This is a genomic window from Brevibacterium sp. K11IcPPYGO002 (assembly GCF_050920635.1).
Taxonomy (GTDB): Bacteria; Actinomycetota; Actinomycetes; order Actinomycetales; family Brevibacteriaceae; genus Brevibacterium.
Genome location: NZ_CP131929.1, coordinates 1,521,591 through 1,537,209 on the forward strand (window position 1 = coordinate 1,521,591; position 15,619 = coordinate 1,537,209).

Below are 15,619 nucleotides of genomic sequence, written 5' to 3' on the forward strand. Positions count from 1 at the left end.
ATCTACGCCCACAGGGACAGGGTGTCTGGTCTCAGATCCACTCCTGCGCCAGGGCGAATTCGATGAGCGCCTGCACTCTGGGTGCGATGGTCGTATGTGCGGGCCAGATCACCTCGACGCTGACCGGCTTCACTGCGGGATCGATCTCTTTGACGATGAGCGGCAGGTCTTCGTAGCTGTTCGAGTTCGACAGTCGTTGGACGAGGATTCCATAGCCGAGTCCACGGGCGACGAGTGTCCGGACCACCTCGTAGCTCGTCGTGCGGTGGCGGATCGTCGGGTGGAGCTGTCGTTCGGCGAACATCGACAGGGTGTGGTGACTCGACGGAGGCGAATCGAGCAGGATGAGGTCCCTCTTCTCGAGATCCTCGAGTCGTATCATCTCCCGATCTGCGAACTCATCATCGGCGGCCAGGACGACGTGTGCCGGCTGAGCGAAGAGCTGGGCGCGGTTCGGTGTGCCCGGGACGAGGGTCTCGTAGACGAAGGCCAGATCGATCTCACCTGAGTCGAGTTTGCCGACCAGCAGATCCTGTGTGTTCTCGATGATCTCGAGGCTCACCTTCGAGTGCAGTCGCCCGAATCCATCGAGCAGGACCGGGAGGATCATCGGTGCCAATGTCGGATAGCAGCCGATGGTGATCGGGCCGGCGAGTTCGCCGTTCGTCGTCTTCAACTGACGCTCGAGATCACGTGCATCGGCCAGCAGAGGGCGGGCCTTGTCGAGGACCTGTCGGCCCGCGGCTGTGAGCGCCAGCCCCTGCGACTTCCGCCGAATGCACAGCTGAGACTGCAGGTCATGCTCAAGCGTGGTGATCGCGTCGGAGATCGCCGACGACGACACGTGCAGCTCCCGCGCCGCAGCCGAGATCGTCCCCAATCGAGCAGCCGTCATCAGATAGGACAGCTGTCGCAGTGTGAAATTCGGTGGCTGGTCAGAGTTCATATTCGCTAATCCGATTTAGTTGTCCGGTTAGTTCCGCTTTTCCTTTCTAAGCGTAGTGCACATACTGATGTGAACAGCCTCACAGATACGCTCGACGAAGAGGAGACGGCGATGACTTCTCAACTGCATGCCCCCACTGAATCCGAAAGGGCGAACCACACGGCTTCGGCGATCCCGGTCGCCGACTGGGTGACGATCCCCGAGCTCTACGATGACCCGTTCCCGATCTATGAACGTCTGCGCGCCGAGGGCGGCGTGCATTGGGTTCCTGCGGTCAACCGCTATCTCATCACCAGCTACGAAGCCGTCAGTGCCACCGAGCACGACCAGGAAGTCTTCTCCGCAGACGAGAAAGGGTCGCTGCAGATTCGAGCCATGGGGCACTCGATGCTGCGCCGCGACGATCCCATGCACTACGAACAGCGACGTGCCTGGCAACCGGTCCTCAAACCGGGCTACGTCAAACGAGTCTGGACGAAGATGTACCGCGAGGTCGCCGAGGACCTCTTGGCCGAACTCATCGGCAAGGGCCCCGGAGCCGATCTCATCTGGGACTTCGCCGCTCCGTACGCGAGTGAGACGCTGCGCCGCATGCTCGGTCTCTACAACGCCGACCAGTCGGATCTGCAGCGCTGGTCGCAGACGATGATCGACGCCACCGGCAACTACGCCGATGACCCCGACGTCTGGGCGAAGGGCAAGAAGTCCTTCGACGAAGTCGACGCCGCGCTCGACGAGATGCTCGAATACCACCTGACCCACCGCGACGACTCGCTGATCTCCGGACTGCTGTTTATGCCTGGTGATCAGATGCCCATCGAGCAGATCCGGGCCAATATCAAGATGACGATAGGCGGCGGTCTCAACGAACCGCGCGACGCCCTCGGCGTCGCCGCCTTGGCCATGTTCGACAATCCCGAACAGCGAGCAGCCGCGATCGCCGACCCGGCACTGTGGCCGACCGTGTTCGAAGAGACCATCCGATGGGTTGCTCCCATCGGGATGTACTCCCGCCAGACCACATGCGAAACCGAACTCGCCGGCAAACTGCTTCCCGCGGGTGCGAAATTGGGCATCTGCGTGCTCTCGGCCAATCGTGACGAAGACGTCTGGGACGACGCGCATCGCTTCGACATCCACCGTGAAGTCAAACCGCATCTGGCCTTCAGCAAAGGTGTGCACGTGTGCCTGGGCAACTGGGCGGCACGGGCGGAGATCGCCGAGGTGGCGCTTCCCCTGCTCTTCAACTCCCTCAAGGGACTCGACATCGACCGCACCCGAGAAACTCGAATAGGCGGCTGGGTCTTCCGCGGCATGCTCAGTCTTCCGGTCACCTGGGACTCGGCAGAAGACACTCCGAACTACGGAATCTCCCGCACCAAGAGCGATGACCGAACCGATTCCAGTTCCCAGGACGGTGCCGGTGCCGCGCCGGACACAGCAGGCCCGAGAATCGCCGTCGTCGGCGCCGGCCCGTCCGGCTGCTTCTCTGCGAAGGAGATCCTCCGCCAGGTGCCGGGAAGTCGAGTCGACGTCTTCGACAGACTTCCCGTCCCCTACGGACTGCTGCGTTACGGAGTGGCCGCCGATCACCAGGGGACGAAATCCGTCTCCGCACAGTTCGACCGCCTCTTCGCCGATCCCCGTGCGACATTCATCGGCAACACCGAACTCGGCGTCGACGTGACCATGGACGAACTCAAGTCCGGCTACGACTCGGTGGTCCTCGCAAGCGGTCTGTCCCACGACCGTCCCCTCGACATCCCTGGTGCCGACCTGAAGCACGTCTATTCGGCCGGCAGAATCACCCGCCTGCTCAACGGCCATCCCGACGAGAGAGACGATGACGGCAGGACCCACACTCCCGATCTCGGTTCACGAGTGGCCGTGATCGGTCAGGGAAATGTCGCCATCGATGTGCTCCGACTCCTCAGTTGCGACGCCCAGGCACTCGACGGCAGCGACATCGACGACAGCGCCTACACCCCACTGCGACGGAACATCTCTCGGATCGACATCATCGGCCGCTCACCTGCCGGCACGGCGAGATTCGATCCCGTCATGATCCGCGAAGTCGGACGAGTCTCGGGCCTTGTCCACGAACTCCACGGTGTCGACCTCACCACGCGAGTCCCCGGAAAAGACGCGAAGCTCGACGCGCTCGCCGAACTCACCCGCACCTCGGGATCACCGACTGCACACGATGCGATCCACGTCCATTGGTGGTTCGAGACCATTCCCGAGGCGCTCACCGGCGACGGTGCCGTGTCCGGGGTCGAGCTGCGGCGCGCCGGCGACCACAGCATCCGCCTCGACGTCGACTCGGTCATCACCGCGATCGGATTCGTCCGCGATCCGATGACGAGTGCCCGACAGGGCATCTGCCCCGTCTCACCGATTCCCGGCGACGGAAGGATCAGTGACGGTCTCTTCGCGATCGGCTGGCTCAAAGGCAACGGCAGAGGGACCATTTCCGACCAGCGGGCCGATGCACGAAGCCTGGCCGCGCAGATCGCGGCAGAACGGAACGCCGGATCGGTGACAACCGGTGCTCCCGGACTGACTCCGCATGCCCTTGCCACCGACTTCGCTTCATGGCGGCGCGTCGATCTCAAGGAGCGCCTCGGTGCCGGACCCGGACGGTGCAGGTCCAAGATCACCTCGCGAGCCGAACTCATGGCAGCAGCCGCCGACCTCAGTTTGGACGAGTCGCTGCAGGCCACCACGGCGATTTCAGCGGCGAGCCTGGCCGCTGGTCAACCGGTTACGATCCTGTTCGGAACGGAATCGGGCAATGCCGAACTCGTCGCCGAGGAGATCGGCACTTACCTCGGCGACCGTGACGACCTGGAGATCACCGATCTCGCAGAGGTCTCTCCGGATGATCTCGACCCCGATCGGTTCCATCTCATCGTCTGCTCCACCTACGGCGATGGGGACGTGCCGAGATCGGCCACCGACTTCTACCAGACGCTGAAGGCTCGGGACGTCGACCTCCAGGGAATCCGCTTCGCCATGTTCGGCCTCGGCGATGCCAGCTACACACGGACCTACTCGCGCGGAAGCGAGCTTCTCACCGAAGCTCTTGAAGCGCGCGGCGCGGTGCGGGAAGCCGAATACGGCCGCCACGATGCCGGCGGAGCCGTGCCTGCATCCGAAGCGGCATGCGAGTGGGCCGAAGGAGTACTCACCACAATCGGCACCACATTCGCTGCCGTCTGACGGCGACCTCTCCAGTCCGGACGATGTAAACCGACCACAACCGAACAAGGACGTTCACATGACACAGACACCGGCCTCGGCGACAACGGCGCCGACGCAGAAGACGAACCAGCGCAGTGTCGCCTTCGCCGCCGTCATCGGCACCACCATCGAGTGGTACGACTACTTCACCTATTCGACAGCGGCGGCACTCATCTTCGCGCACTTGTACTTCGCACCGGCGGGGGAGGGCATCGGCCAGATGCTGGCCTTCGCCACTATCGGCATCTCGTTCCTCTTCCGTCCTCTGGGCGCATTCCTGTCCGGGCATTTCGGCGACCGGCTCGGGCGTCGAGCCATCCTCGTCGTCACCCTCGTCACGATGGGCGTGGCGACAGCGCTCATCGGACTCATCCCCACGTACGAGACCATCGGCATCACCGCACCGGTTCTGCTCATCCTTCTGCGCATCGTCCAAGGGCTGTCGGCAGGCGGAGAATGGGGCGGCGCGGCGCTTCTCGCCGTCGAACACGCCGATGCTGACAAACGCGGACGGGCCGGCTCATACCCTCAGCTCGGCGTTCCGCTGGGAATGCTGCTGTCCTCCGGCGTGATCGCCCTGATGACCGGTGTCATCTCTCCGGGTGAGGCCTTCATGGAATGGGGGTGGCGAATCCCGTTCCTACTGTCCGTCGTCCTCATCGGTGTCGGCTACTGGGTGCGTCGTGCCGTGGAAGACACGCCGGTGTTCCAGGAGATGAACGCCGAGACCGCCAAACGCAAGGCTCCGATCCTCGTGCTCCTCAAGAAGCACCTTCCCCTGGTTCTCGTCGCCGCGCTGATCTTCGCCGGCAACAACGCCAGCGGGTACATGACGACCGGCGGATTCGTCACGAAATATGCGACCGACCCCGTCGGCTTCGACCAGACGGATGTGCTGCTGGCCATCATATTCGGATCGTTCATCTGGCTGATCTCCACAGCGGTTTCGGGGCTGTTGGCCGATCTCATCGGCCGGGTGAAGACCTACGTCATCGGCTTCATCATCCTCATCATCACGGCCTTCCCACTGTTCTGGCTCATCGACACCGGAAACCTCGGCCTGCTGTATCTGGCACTGGGAGTCTTCTCCATCGGGCTGGGACTCTCATACGGTCCGCAGGCTGCCCTCTATGTCGAACTCTTCCCCGCATCGATCAGGTTCAGCGGAGTGGCCATCTCCTACGCCTTGGGCGCCGTCCTCGGTGGGGCATTTGCCCCGACGATCGCCCAAGGGCTGCTGCAGGCGACAGGGACCACCGCCTCGGTGTCGCTCTACCTGCTGGTCATGGCGGGAATCTCACTGCTGGCGGTGTCGCTGGTCCGTGACAGGAAGGGCATCGACCTGTCAGTGGCGAACGAAGACGAGCAGAGCTCCGGGATGTGGCGGATCGAGAAACGCTGAATGGGCCGGTCTGGGCCGACCGGCGGGCTTCAGCCTTTCTGAGCCCTGACCACCATCGTGGCGATGCGCACGCGATTATTCGTGTCCAGCTTGACGTTGATCCGATTGAGGTGAGTCTTGACCGTGGCCAGACTCATGAACGTCTCCTCGGCGATCTGCTGATTCGACAGACCTTCGGCCACGAGGTCGGCGACCTGCCGCTCGCGGTCGGTGAGTTCCGACAGCAGTGCCACGGCTTCCTGCTGCAGACGATGATCGGAACTCGACCTGACTTTGGCGATGACCTGCCGCATGGACTGCGGGGCGAGAATGGGCTCACCGGCGTGGACCTTGCGGACTGCGGCGGCGAGTTCCACAGGGCCGATGTCTTTGAGCAGGTATCCGGCGGCCCCCGCCTCGAGCGCCTTGAAGAGGTGAACGTCACTGCTCATGCTCGTCAGGGACACCACTTTCGGCGGTCGTACGCTGTTGAGCAGACGCTGCGTGGCCTCGATCCCGCCGATTCCCGGCATCCGGATGTCCATGAGCACAACATCGGGAAAGTGCCGAGACACCTTCTCGATGGACTCTTCCCCGCTCAACGCCGAAGCGACGACGTCGATGTCGTCGGCCACCTGGAGGATTCCCGTGATCCCGGTGATGACCATGGGGTCATCATCGACGACCATGACTCGGATCGGGGCGGTTTGGTTCATGAACGTCACAATACCCGAGGCCCCTGTCACGGCTCCTCGCGGTGCTGAAGTCCCAGTTCCACATCGACCGTTCGGCGATTGTCGGCCGACGATCCGAGAGGATACGAATCAGTCCGGCGAGATCCCACTCGGCCCGAACCGGGTGCGAATCAGTTCGGAGGGATGAAGGATCGGAAGCTCACCTGCACACGGAACTCATTGCCGACCACCCCGATCGAGGCTTCGCCGCCGAACATCGCGGCGCGCTCCCGGATGCCGATCAGCCCGGATCCCGACCCGGTCGACCCCAGGTGAGCTCCCTGAGGCACCGGATTCGACCCGGGCGGCGCCCACCCGTGAGCGGGCACACCGGCACCGGGCTCCCGCGCCGAGTCCGGTGCGTATCGAGGACGAGGCGGAACACCGACCGAACCTGAACCACGAGGAAGCGGATTGCTCACCGAGATCTGGATTCCGCGAGCTGCCGAGACGGCGACGTCCACCGTCACCGGCAGGCTCGGAGCATGTTTCATCGCGTTCGTCAGCGCCTCCTGAACAATGCGATAGGCCGCACGGTCGAGCGCAGGCGGACATGATTCCACGTCCTGGATGACGACGAGAGGACGGATGATCGTACCGGTGGAGGCCACGGAGGAGATGAGCTCGGGAATCGCTGACATCGTCGCGCGGCGCGGCGGTGAGGAGCTGCCATGGCCCGGTCGCGGAGAAGCCAGATTGCCGTTCCTCACGCCACCGACAAGATGGCGCAGATCCTCCATGGACGCACGGGCCTCCTCCCGCAGGGCAGACGCCGTCGACGCGACTTCGGGGTCGGTGCCTGCTCCGACCTCAAGGGCACCGGTGTGCAGAGAGATCACCGACAGCCGGTGGGAGAGCGTGTCGTGAAGCTCGCGCGCCAAGAGCTCTCGTTCGGACTGCCGCGCGATCTCGGCGGTGAGCGACTCATTGCGCAGGGCTTCACGTTCGGCGATCGATTCGACCGCTCTCATCCGACGAGTCCGCCGCAGCAGCGCGCCGACGCCCAGAGCCGTACACAACCCGATGACCCCGGCCGCGATCGTGATGATTCTGATCGCCAAGTGCGAATCCTCCGGCGGGATGGTCGCCTCGAGGCCCGTGACCTGCGCGGGGTCGGGCAGGAAGAAGATGCTGAAGGGATTGTGCTCGACCGGTGCCAGACACATCCTCAACGTGGAGAACGCGATCAGTCCGGTGCCCACCGCCGAGGCGGTGATCGCCTGCCGCCTGGGCGCTCGGATGACGAGGTGGAAGACCGCAATGAGCAGCATCAGCGCATCGCCCCATCCCGCTGTGAGCAGTCCGCCCGCGATGAAGGGCACCCATGGCCATCGGTGTCGAAGGAAGACGAGCCCCCACACGAAGAACAGCAGCAGGATGGCCACGAGCCCGGTGTCGTTGAGTTCGCCGTCGGAGAAGGCCCACGCGTTCGCCGTCACCGCCATCGACGAGGTGAGGAACCCGAAGAGGTAGGCAATGACGCCGACGAGGATGCTCCCGGCGATGCGCACTCCGCGCGGGATTCTGCGGCGAGGGACGGATTGTTCTGACACAAGAGAATCGTAACCGCGAGGGCTGACACACGTAGTCCACCTTCAGGCTGGACGAAGTCAACCGATCGGCTGGAGTGATCCAGCCCGATTGCGGACGTGCCGGGGCTCGGAACGGACGAAGCTGGAGCAGTCAGCCAGATCCAGCTTCGAAGGAGCGTCATGTCCCACTCGCGGAATCCCCGGAACACCCCGCACCAGCCGCAGTCACCACAGCCTCAGCACCAATGGTCCCCGCAGCACCAGCCCCCTCACAACACCCACCACCAGCAGCCAGCCCAGAACTTCGACCCCCAGCAATGGGCACCCGCACAGACCGCACCAACCTACGGAGCCGCCGGCTATTCGCAGCAGCAGCCCTACTGGCAGAAGCCGCCGAAGCAGAAGAAGCCGCTGCTGAAGCGCTGGTGGTTCTGGCTGCTCGTCGTCATCGCCATCATCGCCGTTGCCAGCGCGATCGGAGGCGGGGGAGACGACACCGGTACTGCGGAGGGCGGTTCGGCCGACGCTCAGCAGTCGGGGGAGCCTGCGGAGAATGAGGCCGCTGAGAAGGAAGCCGCGGACAAGCCTGCCGAAGAAGCTTCATACGGTATCGGAGACACTGTGGCCGCCGATGACTGGGAGATCACCGTCGCCAAGGTCGACGATGCTGTCTCACAGGTCGGCGACGAATTCCTCAACGCCCAGGCACAGGGACAGTTCGTCCAGATCGAACTGTCGGTGAAGAACACCGGATCGGATCCGAACTTCTTCTTCGAAGACGACATCAAACTCGGTGATGATGCCGGCAACACCTACTCTGCGGATTCAGAAGCCGGAATCTACGCGGCCGAGAACAACATCCTCTTCCTCGAAGAGATCAATCCCGGAAACACCGCTGAAGGCGTCCTCGTCTTCGACGTGCCCGAAGATGCTGACCCGAACACACTGACTTTCGCCGGCGGGATCTTCTCCGACCCGGTGGAGATCTCCTTGCAGTGACCTCACCGATCCAGCTGTGCCGCCCGGGAGATGATCGACCGGGCGGCACTGACCGTCCGCCCGAGGAACCCGCGCCCGAACAGACGGATATGAGCGAGCAGAGCGAAGAAGCTGTGCGCCGGCAGGTCCTCCCGCCAGCCGGCCGGCATCGGGTGGGTCGGTTCGTAGCCGGAGAAGATCTCTTCGAGGAACGGGGTGCCGAAGAGCGCGAGCAGGGCGAGGTCTTCCAGTCGGTGACCGCCGTGTGCGGCCGGATCGATGAGACTGACGCCGGTCGGTGTCCACATGAGGTTACCCGCCCACAGATCGCCGTGGACGCGCGCCGGTGCCTCCTCACCTTCACCGCAGATCCCGGCGAAGGCTCCCGACGCGATGGCATCGATCGCCGAGGCGACCATGGCCCGATCCTCGCCCTTGAGATCTCCGGCAATCGCTGTGACCAAAGGGCGCAGACGCTGCTCGACCCAATAGCCGGAGAAGTCGCCAACGGGCTCGGCGCGAACTTCGAAAGGGTTGTCGAGGGGGCCGAAGAATGCCTGCGGGGCCGGTGACCAACCGAAACCGGGAGCACCGGCATCGTGGAGCCGAGCGAGGTCGCGACCGAAGGCGGCGGCCGCCTCGGCGTCGGGACCTGTTTCTTCGAGACGGCGCAGCCGCAGAAAATCCGGCCCGTGCTCGAGCACTTCGACGACCGAGACCACCCCCGGTTCGGCCAGCCATCTCAGCCCGGCGGCCTCGGCGGCGAAGAAGCCGTCCGGGGCGGACTTCCGCAGTTTGAGGAAATCAGTCATGGGGCCAGGGTAGTCGGGGGAGCCGTTGACTGTCTGACCTCGAGTCAGTTCCCGAGCTCGGCGAGGAGACCGGCGGCAACCGAAACGAGCTCTCCGTTGCCGACCGCCTGAGCACCGTCGATGAGGACCGGAGTGTCCTCCAAGCCCGTGCGAATACCGTGGCCGCGCCTGATGGCTCTGGCATTGACGACCCAGGAGGCGATGCCTTCCCCGTGGTGGACCTGCGGCAGTTCGATGCCCGCCTCGGCAAGGACTCGTTCGATCGCGGCGGCGTCGGCCAAAGCACGGTCCGGATCAGTCGCAGTGGGTTCGACGAGCACGCGTTCGCAGCGGTCGGCCAGACCGGAATTGACGAACGCCATCGCATCGTCGACGCTGAGCAGGCCCGCCTCGATTCGGATACCGCGCCCGATGAGCAGCTCGCACACGTGGCGAATTCCGGACTCGCCCTGATTCGCACTGACGAAGTCAGGCAACTCCGTCCACTCGGCGAGGAGTGACAGACGCCGCTGTGGATCCGTCTCGATCTCGGCGGCGGTGCTCAGGGAGATGGGAACCCCCGGGCACGCGGCACGCACCTCAGCGATCGCGGCCGTGACCGCCTCTGCACGGAAGGTCTGTCGGCCCGTCGCATCGAAAGGGTGGAAGTGGATGACCTGAGCACCTGCTGCCACGGCTGCGGCCGCCTCAGCGGCGATGGTCTGTGGTGTCCGCGGAGTCGCCGGGTGGTCGCGATCACCGTTGAGGGCGGCATGCAACAGCGGTTCGTGCGAAGCTGATCTGTTCATCTGCCTACTGTCTCGCATTCGTGACAGCGAGTACAGGTTCTCACGGCGAGGCCGCGAGATGGCAGTCTTTTCACCTGACCGGCAGGTCCCGGACTGTCCCCGACCCCTGCCGAGGTCATAAGGTGAACCCAGACTCTGCCCGATACAGAGGCGGAACCGGAGAGAAGAGGGAGCCCAGACGTGACGACGACCGGAGATCTGAGCGCCGCCGGGGAACAGAACGGCCATTCGTGCTGCGCCCCTGCGGTCAGCCGTGCCGTGGCGGCGGACAGTCATCCTTCGAATCCTGTCGCTGGTCCGCCTGTGCGCCCGGAACCGACGCCCGCGTTGAGCTTCGACTTCGTGACCTCCGGCGGCACCTTCGACATGGGCGATCCCTTCGGCGACGGGCATCCCTCCGACGGTGAGGGACCACGTCACCGCGTGAGCCTCACCGAATTCGAGATCGCGACGACAAGCGTGACGAACGACGATTTCGCCCGGTTCGTTGCCGACACCGGGTATGTCACCACTGCTGAGCACCTGGGCACCTCGGCGGTGTTCGCCATGCTCCTGGAGTCCAACCCAGGGGCGCGAGCTCACGTCCTCGGGCGGGCCCCGGGTGTGCCCTGGTGGGTCGAAGTCTCAGGGGCGAACTGGGCCGCACCCGAAGGGCCCGGATCCACCATCGACAGTCGGGGAGACCATCCCGTCGTCCACATCAGCTGGGACGATGCCCGCGCCTTCTGCAACTGGTCCGGGACTCGGCTGCCGAGCGAGGCCGAGTGGGAACTCGCGGCTCGGGGCGGACTCAAGGGCCGCCGCTACCCGTGGGGCAACCGGCTGCTGATCGACGGGGAGTGGAACTGCAATATCTGGCAGGGCGAATTCCCGCGTATGAACACCCTCGACGACGGATTCGTCGGCACCGCACCGGCCCGACACTTCACCCCCAACGGACTGGGGCTGTACAACCCCGTCGGCAACGTGTGGGAATGGTGCGCCGACTGGTTCGCTCGCGACTACTACCAGCATTCCCCGCACACCGATCCCCGCGGCCCTGACACCGGAGAGAAGCGGATCATGCGCGGAGGATCGTTCCTGTGCCACGACTCCTACTGCAACCGCTATCGGGTGGCAGCCCGCTCCTCGAACACACCTGATTCCTCGGCATCGAATATCGGATTCCGCGTCGTCAGAGAGGCACACTGAGCGCTGTCGTCAACCTCGAAGTCCCTCCCCGAGGCTGCTCATCAGACGCTTCGTCTCAACCGACAGCGTCTCGAGCGCGAAAGCCACCGTCTCACGAGTATCTGCCCCGGTCCGAGTTACGGCCGTGATATGTCGTGACGGGGCATTGTCACCGCTGATGGGGATCCGGCGCACCGGATGGAGATCCTGTGACCGCGACATCCGTGAGGCCACACAAACTCCGAAGCCGCCGTGGACGAGCGCAGTTCCGGTGTTCCAGTCGTCGGCGAAATGCCCGATGCGGGGTGCGAACCCGGCTGCCGCACAGCTGGCCATGACGAGTTGGTGGTATCCGGTGCCGGGCCTGCCCAGAATCCATGTCTCGTCGACGGTTTCGGCGATCGTGACCGATGCGCGGTCCGCCAATCTGTGGTCGAGGGGAACCATGAGATCGAGCGGATCGTCGATGAGGAAGTGGTGACTGAACCGATCATCACCGCCGGCAGGGATGTCGGGAGCCGCGACAACAATGCCGATATCGGCATCTCCGGAGAGCAGAAAGTCGAAGCATTCGCTGGGTTCGGCCTCGATCGTCTGGGTCTGCATATGCGGGAACTGCTCATTGAGAGCCCGCATCGTCGGCGGCAGCAGCAGACTGGCGGCGGTGGAGAAACCGCACAGACCCAACGAGCCGGACACAGTCTCGGAGAAGCGACCGAGATCGGCCAGCGCCATCTCCCATTCTGCCGACATCACATCGACATGTCGCAGCAGCGCCTCGGCCGCCGGAGTGAGCCTGACATTGCGTCCGTGCTGTTCGAGCAGAGTGACTCCGAGCTCCGCGGCGAGCTGTTTGACCTGGTGGGACACCGTCGATGGCGAGTAGCGCAATGAGTGTGCCGCGGCCGTGACCGTGCCGTGTCGGTGGATCATGCTCAACATGGTGAGCCGACTGTCGATCATGTGATCCTATCGAATGGTTACGTGTAAGTTCTTACGATAGACAACAATACTCGTGTGGCTCCATCATGGAACCGACAGGGCGCGACGAATTGGTCTCCACGATCCGCAGATCAGACTTGGGGACGCACCTGCGGCCCCTGCGGCCACAGATGCTGAGACGAAGAGATGGAGGTTCCGATTGGCTGAGAACGCACGTATCAGAGGGACGAGGCGACAGCTGTGCTTCGGTGCGCTGGTCCTGCTCATCCTCTCTGCGGCCGCGAATATGGCCAGCCCTCTGTATCCGCTGCTGCAAGAAGCACACGGCATGTCGGAATCCCTGATGACGTCGCTCTACGCCACCTATGTCTTCAGCTGTCTGCCGTCCCTGCTGCTGTTCGGATCGGCGGCGGACGCCTTCGGCCGCAAGCCGGTGCTGCTGGCCGCGATCGGGCTGGTCGGGTTCGGTACGGCGATCTTCGGGATCGACACCGCGGGAATCGCCGGTCTGTTCATCGGCAGGGCGCTGGTCGGCATCGGACTCGGACTCGGCACAGGTGCCGGAATCGCTCTGATGGTCGAGGCCTCACCGGCACGGAGAGTCTGGTTGGGATCGACTCTGGCGACGATCTCATTCGTCCTGGGGTCGGGACTCGGCCCGATACTCGCGGGTGTCGTCTTATCTCTGTCGACCGCGCCGCTCGTTCTGCCTTTCCTCGTCATGGTGGTCCTCATCATCATCGTCATGGTCTTCATCGCGATGATGCCGCTGCAGCGGCCGATCACACGCCAGCGGTGGAGGCCGACGTGGCCGTCGGTGCCCGGCGCCATGCGCACAAACTTCAACATCGCCGCACTGACCGGCTTCATCGGCTGGACGGCCCTTGGCCTCTTCCTTGCTCTGCTGCCGTCGATGGCACAATCGATCATCCCGAATTCGGACACCCTGACTTCCGGACTCATCGTCGGCTCGGTCCTTGTCGTCTCGGCCACGAGCCAACTGATAGCGCCGAAACTCCAACCTCGTGCGGCGCAGACCCTGGGGCTGACGCTCATGGGGCTCGGTGCGGCACTCCTGCTGTCATCGAATCTGCCGGAGATCAGCCCCGCGGCGGTGAAGATCATCATGGTGTTCGCGGCCGTGGCCACGGGTGTCGGGCACGGGCTGAGCTACTGGGGAGCCAACCGGGAGATCGACGTGCTCACTCCGCCGAAGCACCGGGCCGGCATCTCCGCGGCACTCTATCTCGCTTTCTACGCCGGGGCCGGTGCGCCGGCTGTGATCGTCGGGGTGCTGGCACTGAGTATGCCTCTGGTCATCGGCACGATGATCTTCACCTTGGCTCTGCTGTTGGCGACGATCGTCGCGATACCAGTGCCGAGCCTGTCTCAGACGGCGATTCGACAGTCGAAGGCTGAGCCTGCGATGCGAAGCAGCGAACCCGAGTCGACACTCGGCGACGTCGGCGCCGAACGTTTCGACAGCGGATACGGAGTCTCCGGCAACGACAGCGGGACCGCCTCGGCCGAGCACACGGCCGCCCGATAGACTGCGAGCCATGTCGAGAATCACCTGCCCGGAACTGCGCACGAAGACCGTCACCGCCGAGGAGGCGGCCCGCCACATCGACAATGGCCAACGCGTGGCGATGAGCGGTTTCACCGGTTCGGGGTACCCGAAAGCAGTGCCGGGGGCAGTGGCTGCACGCGCTCGCGCCGCCCACGATCAGGGCGAAGACTTCCGCGTCGAACTGTGGACGGGAGCATCGACGGCGCCGGAGCTCGACGGAGTGCTCGCCGAGGCGAACGCGGTGAGCAAGAGACTGCCGTTCCAATCCGATCCGGCGATGCGGGCGTCGATCAACTCCGGTGACACCGCGTATGTCGACACGCACCTCAGCCATTCGGCCCAGCAGGCATGGTTCGGTTTCTACGGCAACCTCGATGTCGCCGTCGTCGAAGTAGCAGCGATCCTGCCCAACGGCCTGCTGGTGCCCGGCAGCTCGGTGGGGAATTCGAAGACGTGGCTGGACTTGGCCGATAAGGTCATCCTCGAAGTCAACGACTGGCATCCGCGCGGCTACGAAGGCTTCCACGACGTCTACTACGGAACCCGGCGTCCTCCCGAGCGGCTGCCGATCCAGCTGCTCGAGCCGATGCAGCGCATCGGTGACCCCTACTTGCGTGTCGACCCGGCAAAAGTCGTCGCCGTGGTGGAGACTCACGCTCCGGACCGGAACCTGCCGTTCAAACCTGCCGACGAGGACTCGAAGGCGATTGCCGGTCACCTCGTTGATTTCCTCCGTCATGAGATCGCCGCAGATCGGCTGCCGCCGGAACTGCTGCCGCTGCAGTCGGGCGTCGGCAATGTCGCCAACGCGGTGATGGGCAATCTCGCCGACAGTGAGTTCGAGGGACTGACCGCCTATACGGAAGTCATCCAGGACGGAATGCTCGACCTCATCGACAGCGGAAAGCTCACCTCGGTGTCGGCGACGGCGTTCTCGCTCTCGGCCGAGCGGGCCACGGACTTCAACGACCGGATCGAGTCGTACAAGGGCAGGATCCTGCTGCGCACTCAGGAGATGTCGAACCACCCGGAAGCCATTCGTCGCCTCGGCGTCATCGCCATCAACGGGATGGTCGAGGCCGATATCTACGGCAATGTGAATTCCACGCACGTGACCGGTTCGTCGATCATCAACGGCATCGGCGGCTCCGGTGACTTCGCGCGCAACGCCTACCTCAACTTCTTCGTGTCGAACTCGCAGGCCAAGGCGGGAGCGATCTCTGCGATCGTGCCGTTCGCCAGCCATATCGACCACACCGAGCACGACACTCAGATCCTCGTCACCGAACGGGGCCTGGCCGATCTGCGCGGACTGCCGCCGGTGGCCCGGGCACGGAAGATCATCGACAACTGCGCCCATCCGGACTACCGGGACCGCCTCACCGATTACCTTGAGCGGTCGATCGCCGCGAACCAGAGAGGCCGGCATACCCCGCACATCCTCGGCGAGGCTCTGTCCTGGCACGAGAAGTTCCTCACCACCGGGCATATGTGAGCCGCATCGGGCCTGCGCGGCCCCGCCG

The 15,619-nt window shown here is 64.2% G+C and carries 12 protein-coding genes; 6 read left to right on the plus strand and 6 right to left on the minus strand.

Annotated features, from left to right (window positions below; all coding sequences use genetic code 11):
* Positions 1 to 31 precede the first annotated feature (31 nt).
* The gene (locus QYM46_RS06890; RefSeq protein ID WP_432791330.1) at positions 32 to 946 is read right to left on the minus strand and encodes a LysR substrate-binding domain-containing protein; all 915 of its coding nucleotides are present in this window, start codon (positions 944 to 946) and stop codon (positions 32 to 34) included.
* A 111-nt stretch (positions 947 to 1,057) separates the two neighbouring features.
* Between QYM46_RS06890 and QYM46_RS06895 the strand changes: the two genes are divergently transcribed.
* Together QYM46_RS06895 and QYM46_RS06900 are read left to right on the plus strand one after the other, a co-directional pair.
* Positions 1,058 to 4,168 (plus strand): cytochrome P450, encoded by a 3,111-nt coding sequence (locus QYM46_RS06895; protein ID WP_432791331.1) that lies wholly within the window; start codon positions 1,058 to 1,060, stop codon positions 4,166 to 4,168.
* Between the two features lie 58 nt (positions 4,169 to 4,226).
* Complete coding sequence (locus QYM46_RS06900; RefSeq protein ID WP_432791332.1) at positions 4,227 to 5,591, plus strand: MFS transporter; 1,365 nt, start codon at positions 4,227 to 4,229, stop codon at positions 5,589 to 5,591.
* Between the two features lie 29 nt (positions 5,592 to 5,620).
* On the opposite strand, the gene QYM46_RS06905 is transcribed toward QYM46_RS06900, so the two are convergent.
* Together QYM46_RS06905 and QYM46_RS06910 are read right to left on the minus strand one after the other, a co-directional pair.
* The gene (locus tag QYM46_RS06905) at positions 5,621 to 6,286 is read right to left on the minus strand and encodes a response regulator (RefSeq protein WP_432791333.1); all 666 of its coding nucleotides are present in this window, start codon (positions 6,284 to 6,286) and stop codon (positions 5,621 to 5,623) included.
* A gap of 149 nt (positions 6,287 to 6,435) precedes the next feature.
* A complete protein-coding gene (locus QYM46_RS06910) occupies positions 6,436 to 7,857 on the minus strand; it encodes a sensor histidine kinase (protein WP_432791334.1) in 1,422 nt (473 codons plus the stop codon).
* A gap of 159 nt (positions 7,858 to 8,016) precedes the next feature.
* Here QYM46_RS06910 and QYM46_RS06915 point away from each other — a divergent pair, with 159 nt between their 5' ends.
* Complete coding sequence (locus QYM46_RS06915; RefSeq protein ID WP_432791335.1) at positions 8,017 to 8,835, plus strand: DUF4352 domain-containing protein; 819 nt, start codon at positions 8,017 to 8,019, stop codon at positions 8,833 to 8,835.
* A 2-nt stretch (positions 8,836 to 8,837) separates the two neighbouring features.
* Here the strand turns inward: QYM46_RS06915 and QYM46_RS06920 are convergent, their stop codons facing one another.
* Together QYM46_RS06920 and QYM46_RS06925 are read right to left on the minus strand one after the other, a co-directional pair.
* On the minus strand, positions 8,838 to 9,626 hold the full coding sequence (locus tag QYM46_RS06920; RefSeq protein WP_432791336.1) for a fructosamine kinase family protein: 789 nt from the start codon (positions 9,624 to 9,626) through the stop codon (positions 8,838 to 8,840).
* Positions 9,627 to 9,670: 44 nt separating this feature from the next.
* Positions 9,671 to 10,414: a 3-keto-5-aminohexanoate cleavage protein gene (locus QYM46_RS06925; protein ID WP_432791337.1), complete on the minus strand. Its 744-nt coding sequence runs from the start codon at positions 10,412 to 10,414 to the stop codon at positions 9,671 to 9,673.
* A gap of 180 nt (positions 10,415 to 10,594) precedes the next feature.
* On the opposite strand from QYM46_RS06925, the gene QYM46_RS06930 reads away from it, so the two are divergent.
* Positions 10,595 to 11,605: a formylglycine-generating enzyme family protein gene (locus tag QYM46_RS06930; protein ID WP_432791338.1), complete on the plus strand. Its 1,011-nt coding sequence runs from the start codon at positions 10,595 to 10,597 to the stop codon at positions 11,603 to 11,605.
* Positions 11,606 to 11,614: 9 nt separating this feature from the next.
* On the opposite strand, the gene QYM46_RS06935 is transcribed toward QYM46_RS06930, so the two are convergent.
* Entirely contained in the window at positions 11,615 to 12,517 is a 903-nt protein-coding gene (locus QYM46_RS06935) for a LysR family transcriptional regulator (protein WP_432791339.1), read from the minus strand.
* Between the two features lie 208 nt (positions 12,518 to 12,725).
* Between QYM46_RS06935 and QYM46_RS06940 the strand changes: the two genes are divergently transcribed.
* Complete coding sequence (locus QYM46_RS06940; RefSeq protein WP_432791340.1) at positions 12,726 to 14,075, plus strand: MFS transporter; 1,350 nt, start codon at positions 12,726 to 12,728, stop codon at positions 14,073 to 14,075.
* A gap of 10 nt (positions 14,076 to 14,085) precedes the next feature.
* Positions 14,086 to 15,591 (plus strand): acetyl-CoA hydrolase/transferase family protein, encoded by a 1,506-nt coding sequence (locus QYM46_RS06945; protein WP_432791341.1) that lies wholly within the window; start codon positions 14,086 to 14,088, stop codon positions 15,589 to 15,591.
* Positions 15,592 to 15,619 lie beyond the last annotated feature (28 nt).

Bases quoted from the DNA above. Each gene is read 5' to 3' on its own strand.
- QYM46_RS06900 (WP_432791332.1), top strand. From the start codon at position 4,227: ATGACACAGACACCGGCCTCGGCGACAACGGCGCCGACGCAGAAGACG.
- QYM46_RS06945 (WP_432791341.1), top strand. From the start codon at position 14,086: ATGTCGAGAATCACCTGCCCGGAACTGCGCACGAAGACCGTCACCGCC.
- QYM46_RS06935 (WP_432791339.1), bottom strand. From the start codon at position 12,517: ATGATCCACCGACACGGCACGGTCACGGCCGCGGCACACTCATTGCGC.
- QYM46_RS06905 (WP_432791333.1), bottom strand. From the start codon at position 6,286: ATGAACCAAACCGCCCCGATCCGAGTCATGGTCGTCGATGATGACCCC.
- QYM46_RS06920 (WP_432791336.1), bottom strand. From the start codon at position 9,626: ATGACTGATTTCCTCAAACTGCGGAAGTCCGCCCCGGACGGCTTCTTC.
- QYM46_RS06925 (WP_432791337.1), bottom strand. From the start codon at position 10,414: ATGAACAGATCAGCTTCGCACGAACCGCTGTTGCATGCCGCCCTCAAC.
- QYM46_RS06895 (WP_432791331.1), top strand. From the start codon at position 1,058: ATGACTTCTCAACTGCATGCCCCCACTGAATCCGAAAGGGCGAACCAC.
- QYM46_RS06915 (WP_432791335.1), top strand. From the start codon at position 8,017: ATGTCCCACTCGCGGAATCCCCGGAACACCCCGCACCAGCCGCAGTCA.
- QYM46_RS06890 (WP_432791330.1), bottom strand. From the start codon at position 946: ATGAACTCTGACCAGCCACCGAATTTCACACTGCGACAGCTGTCCTAT.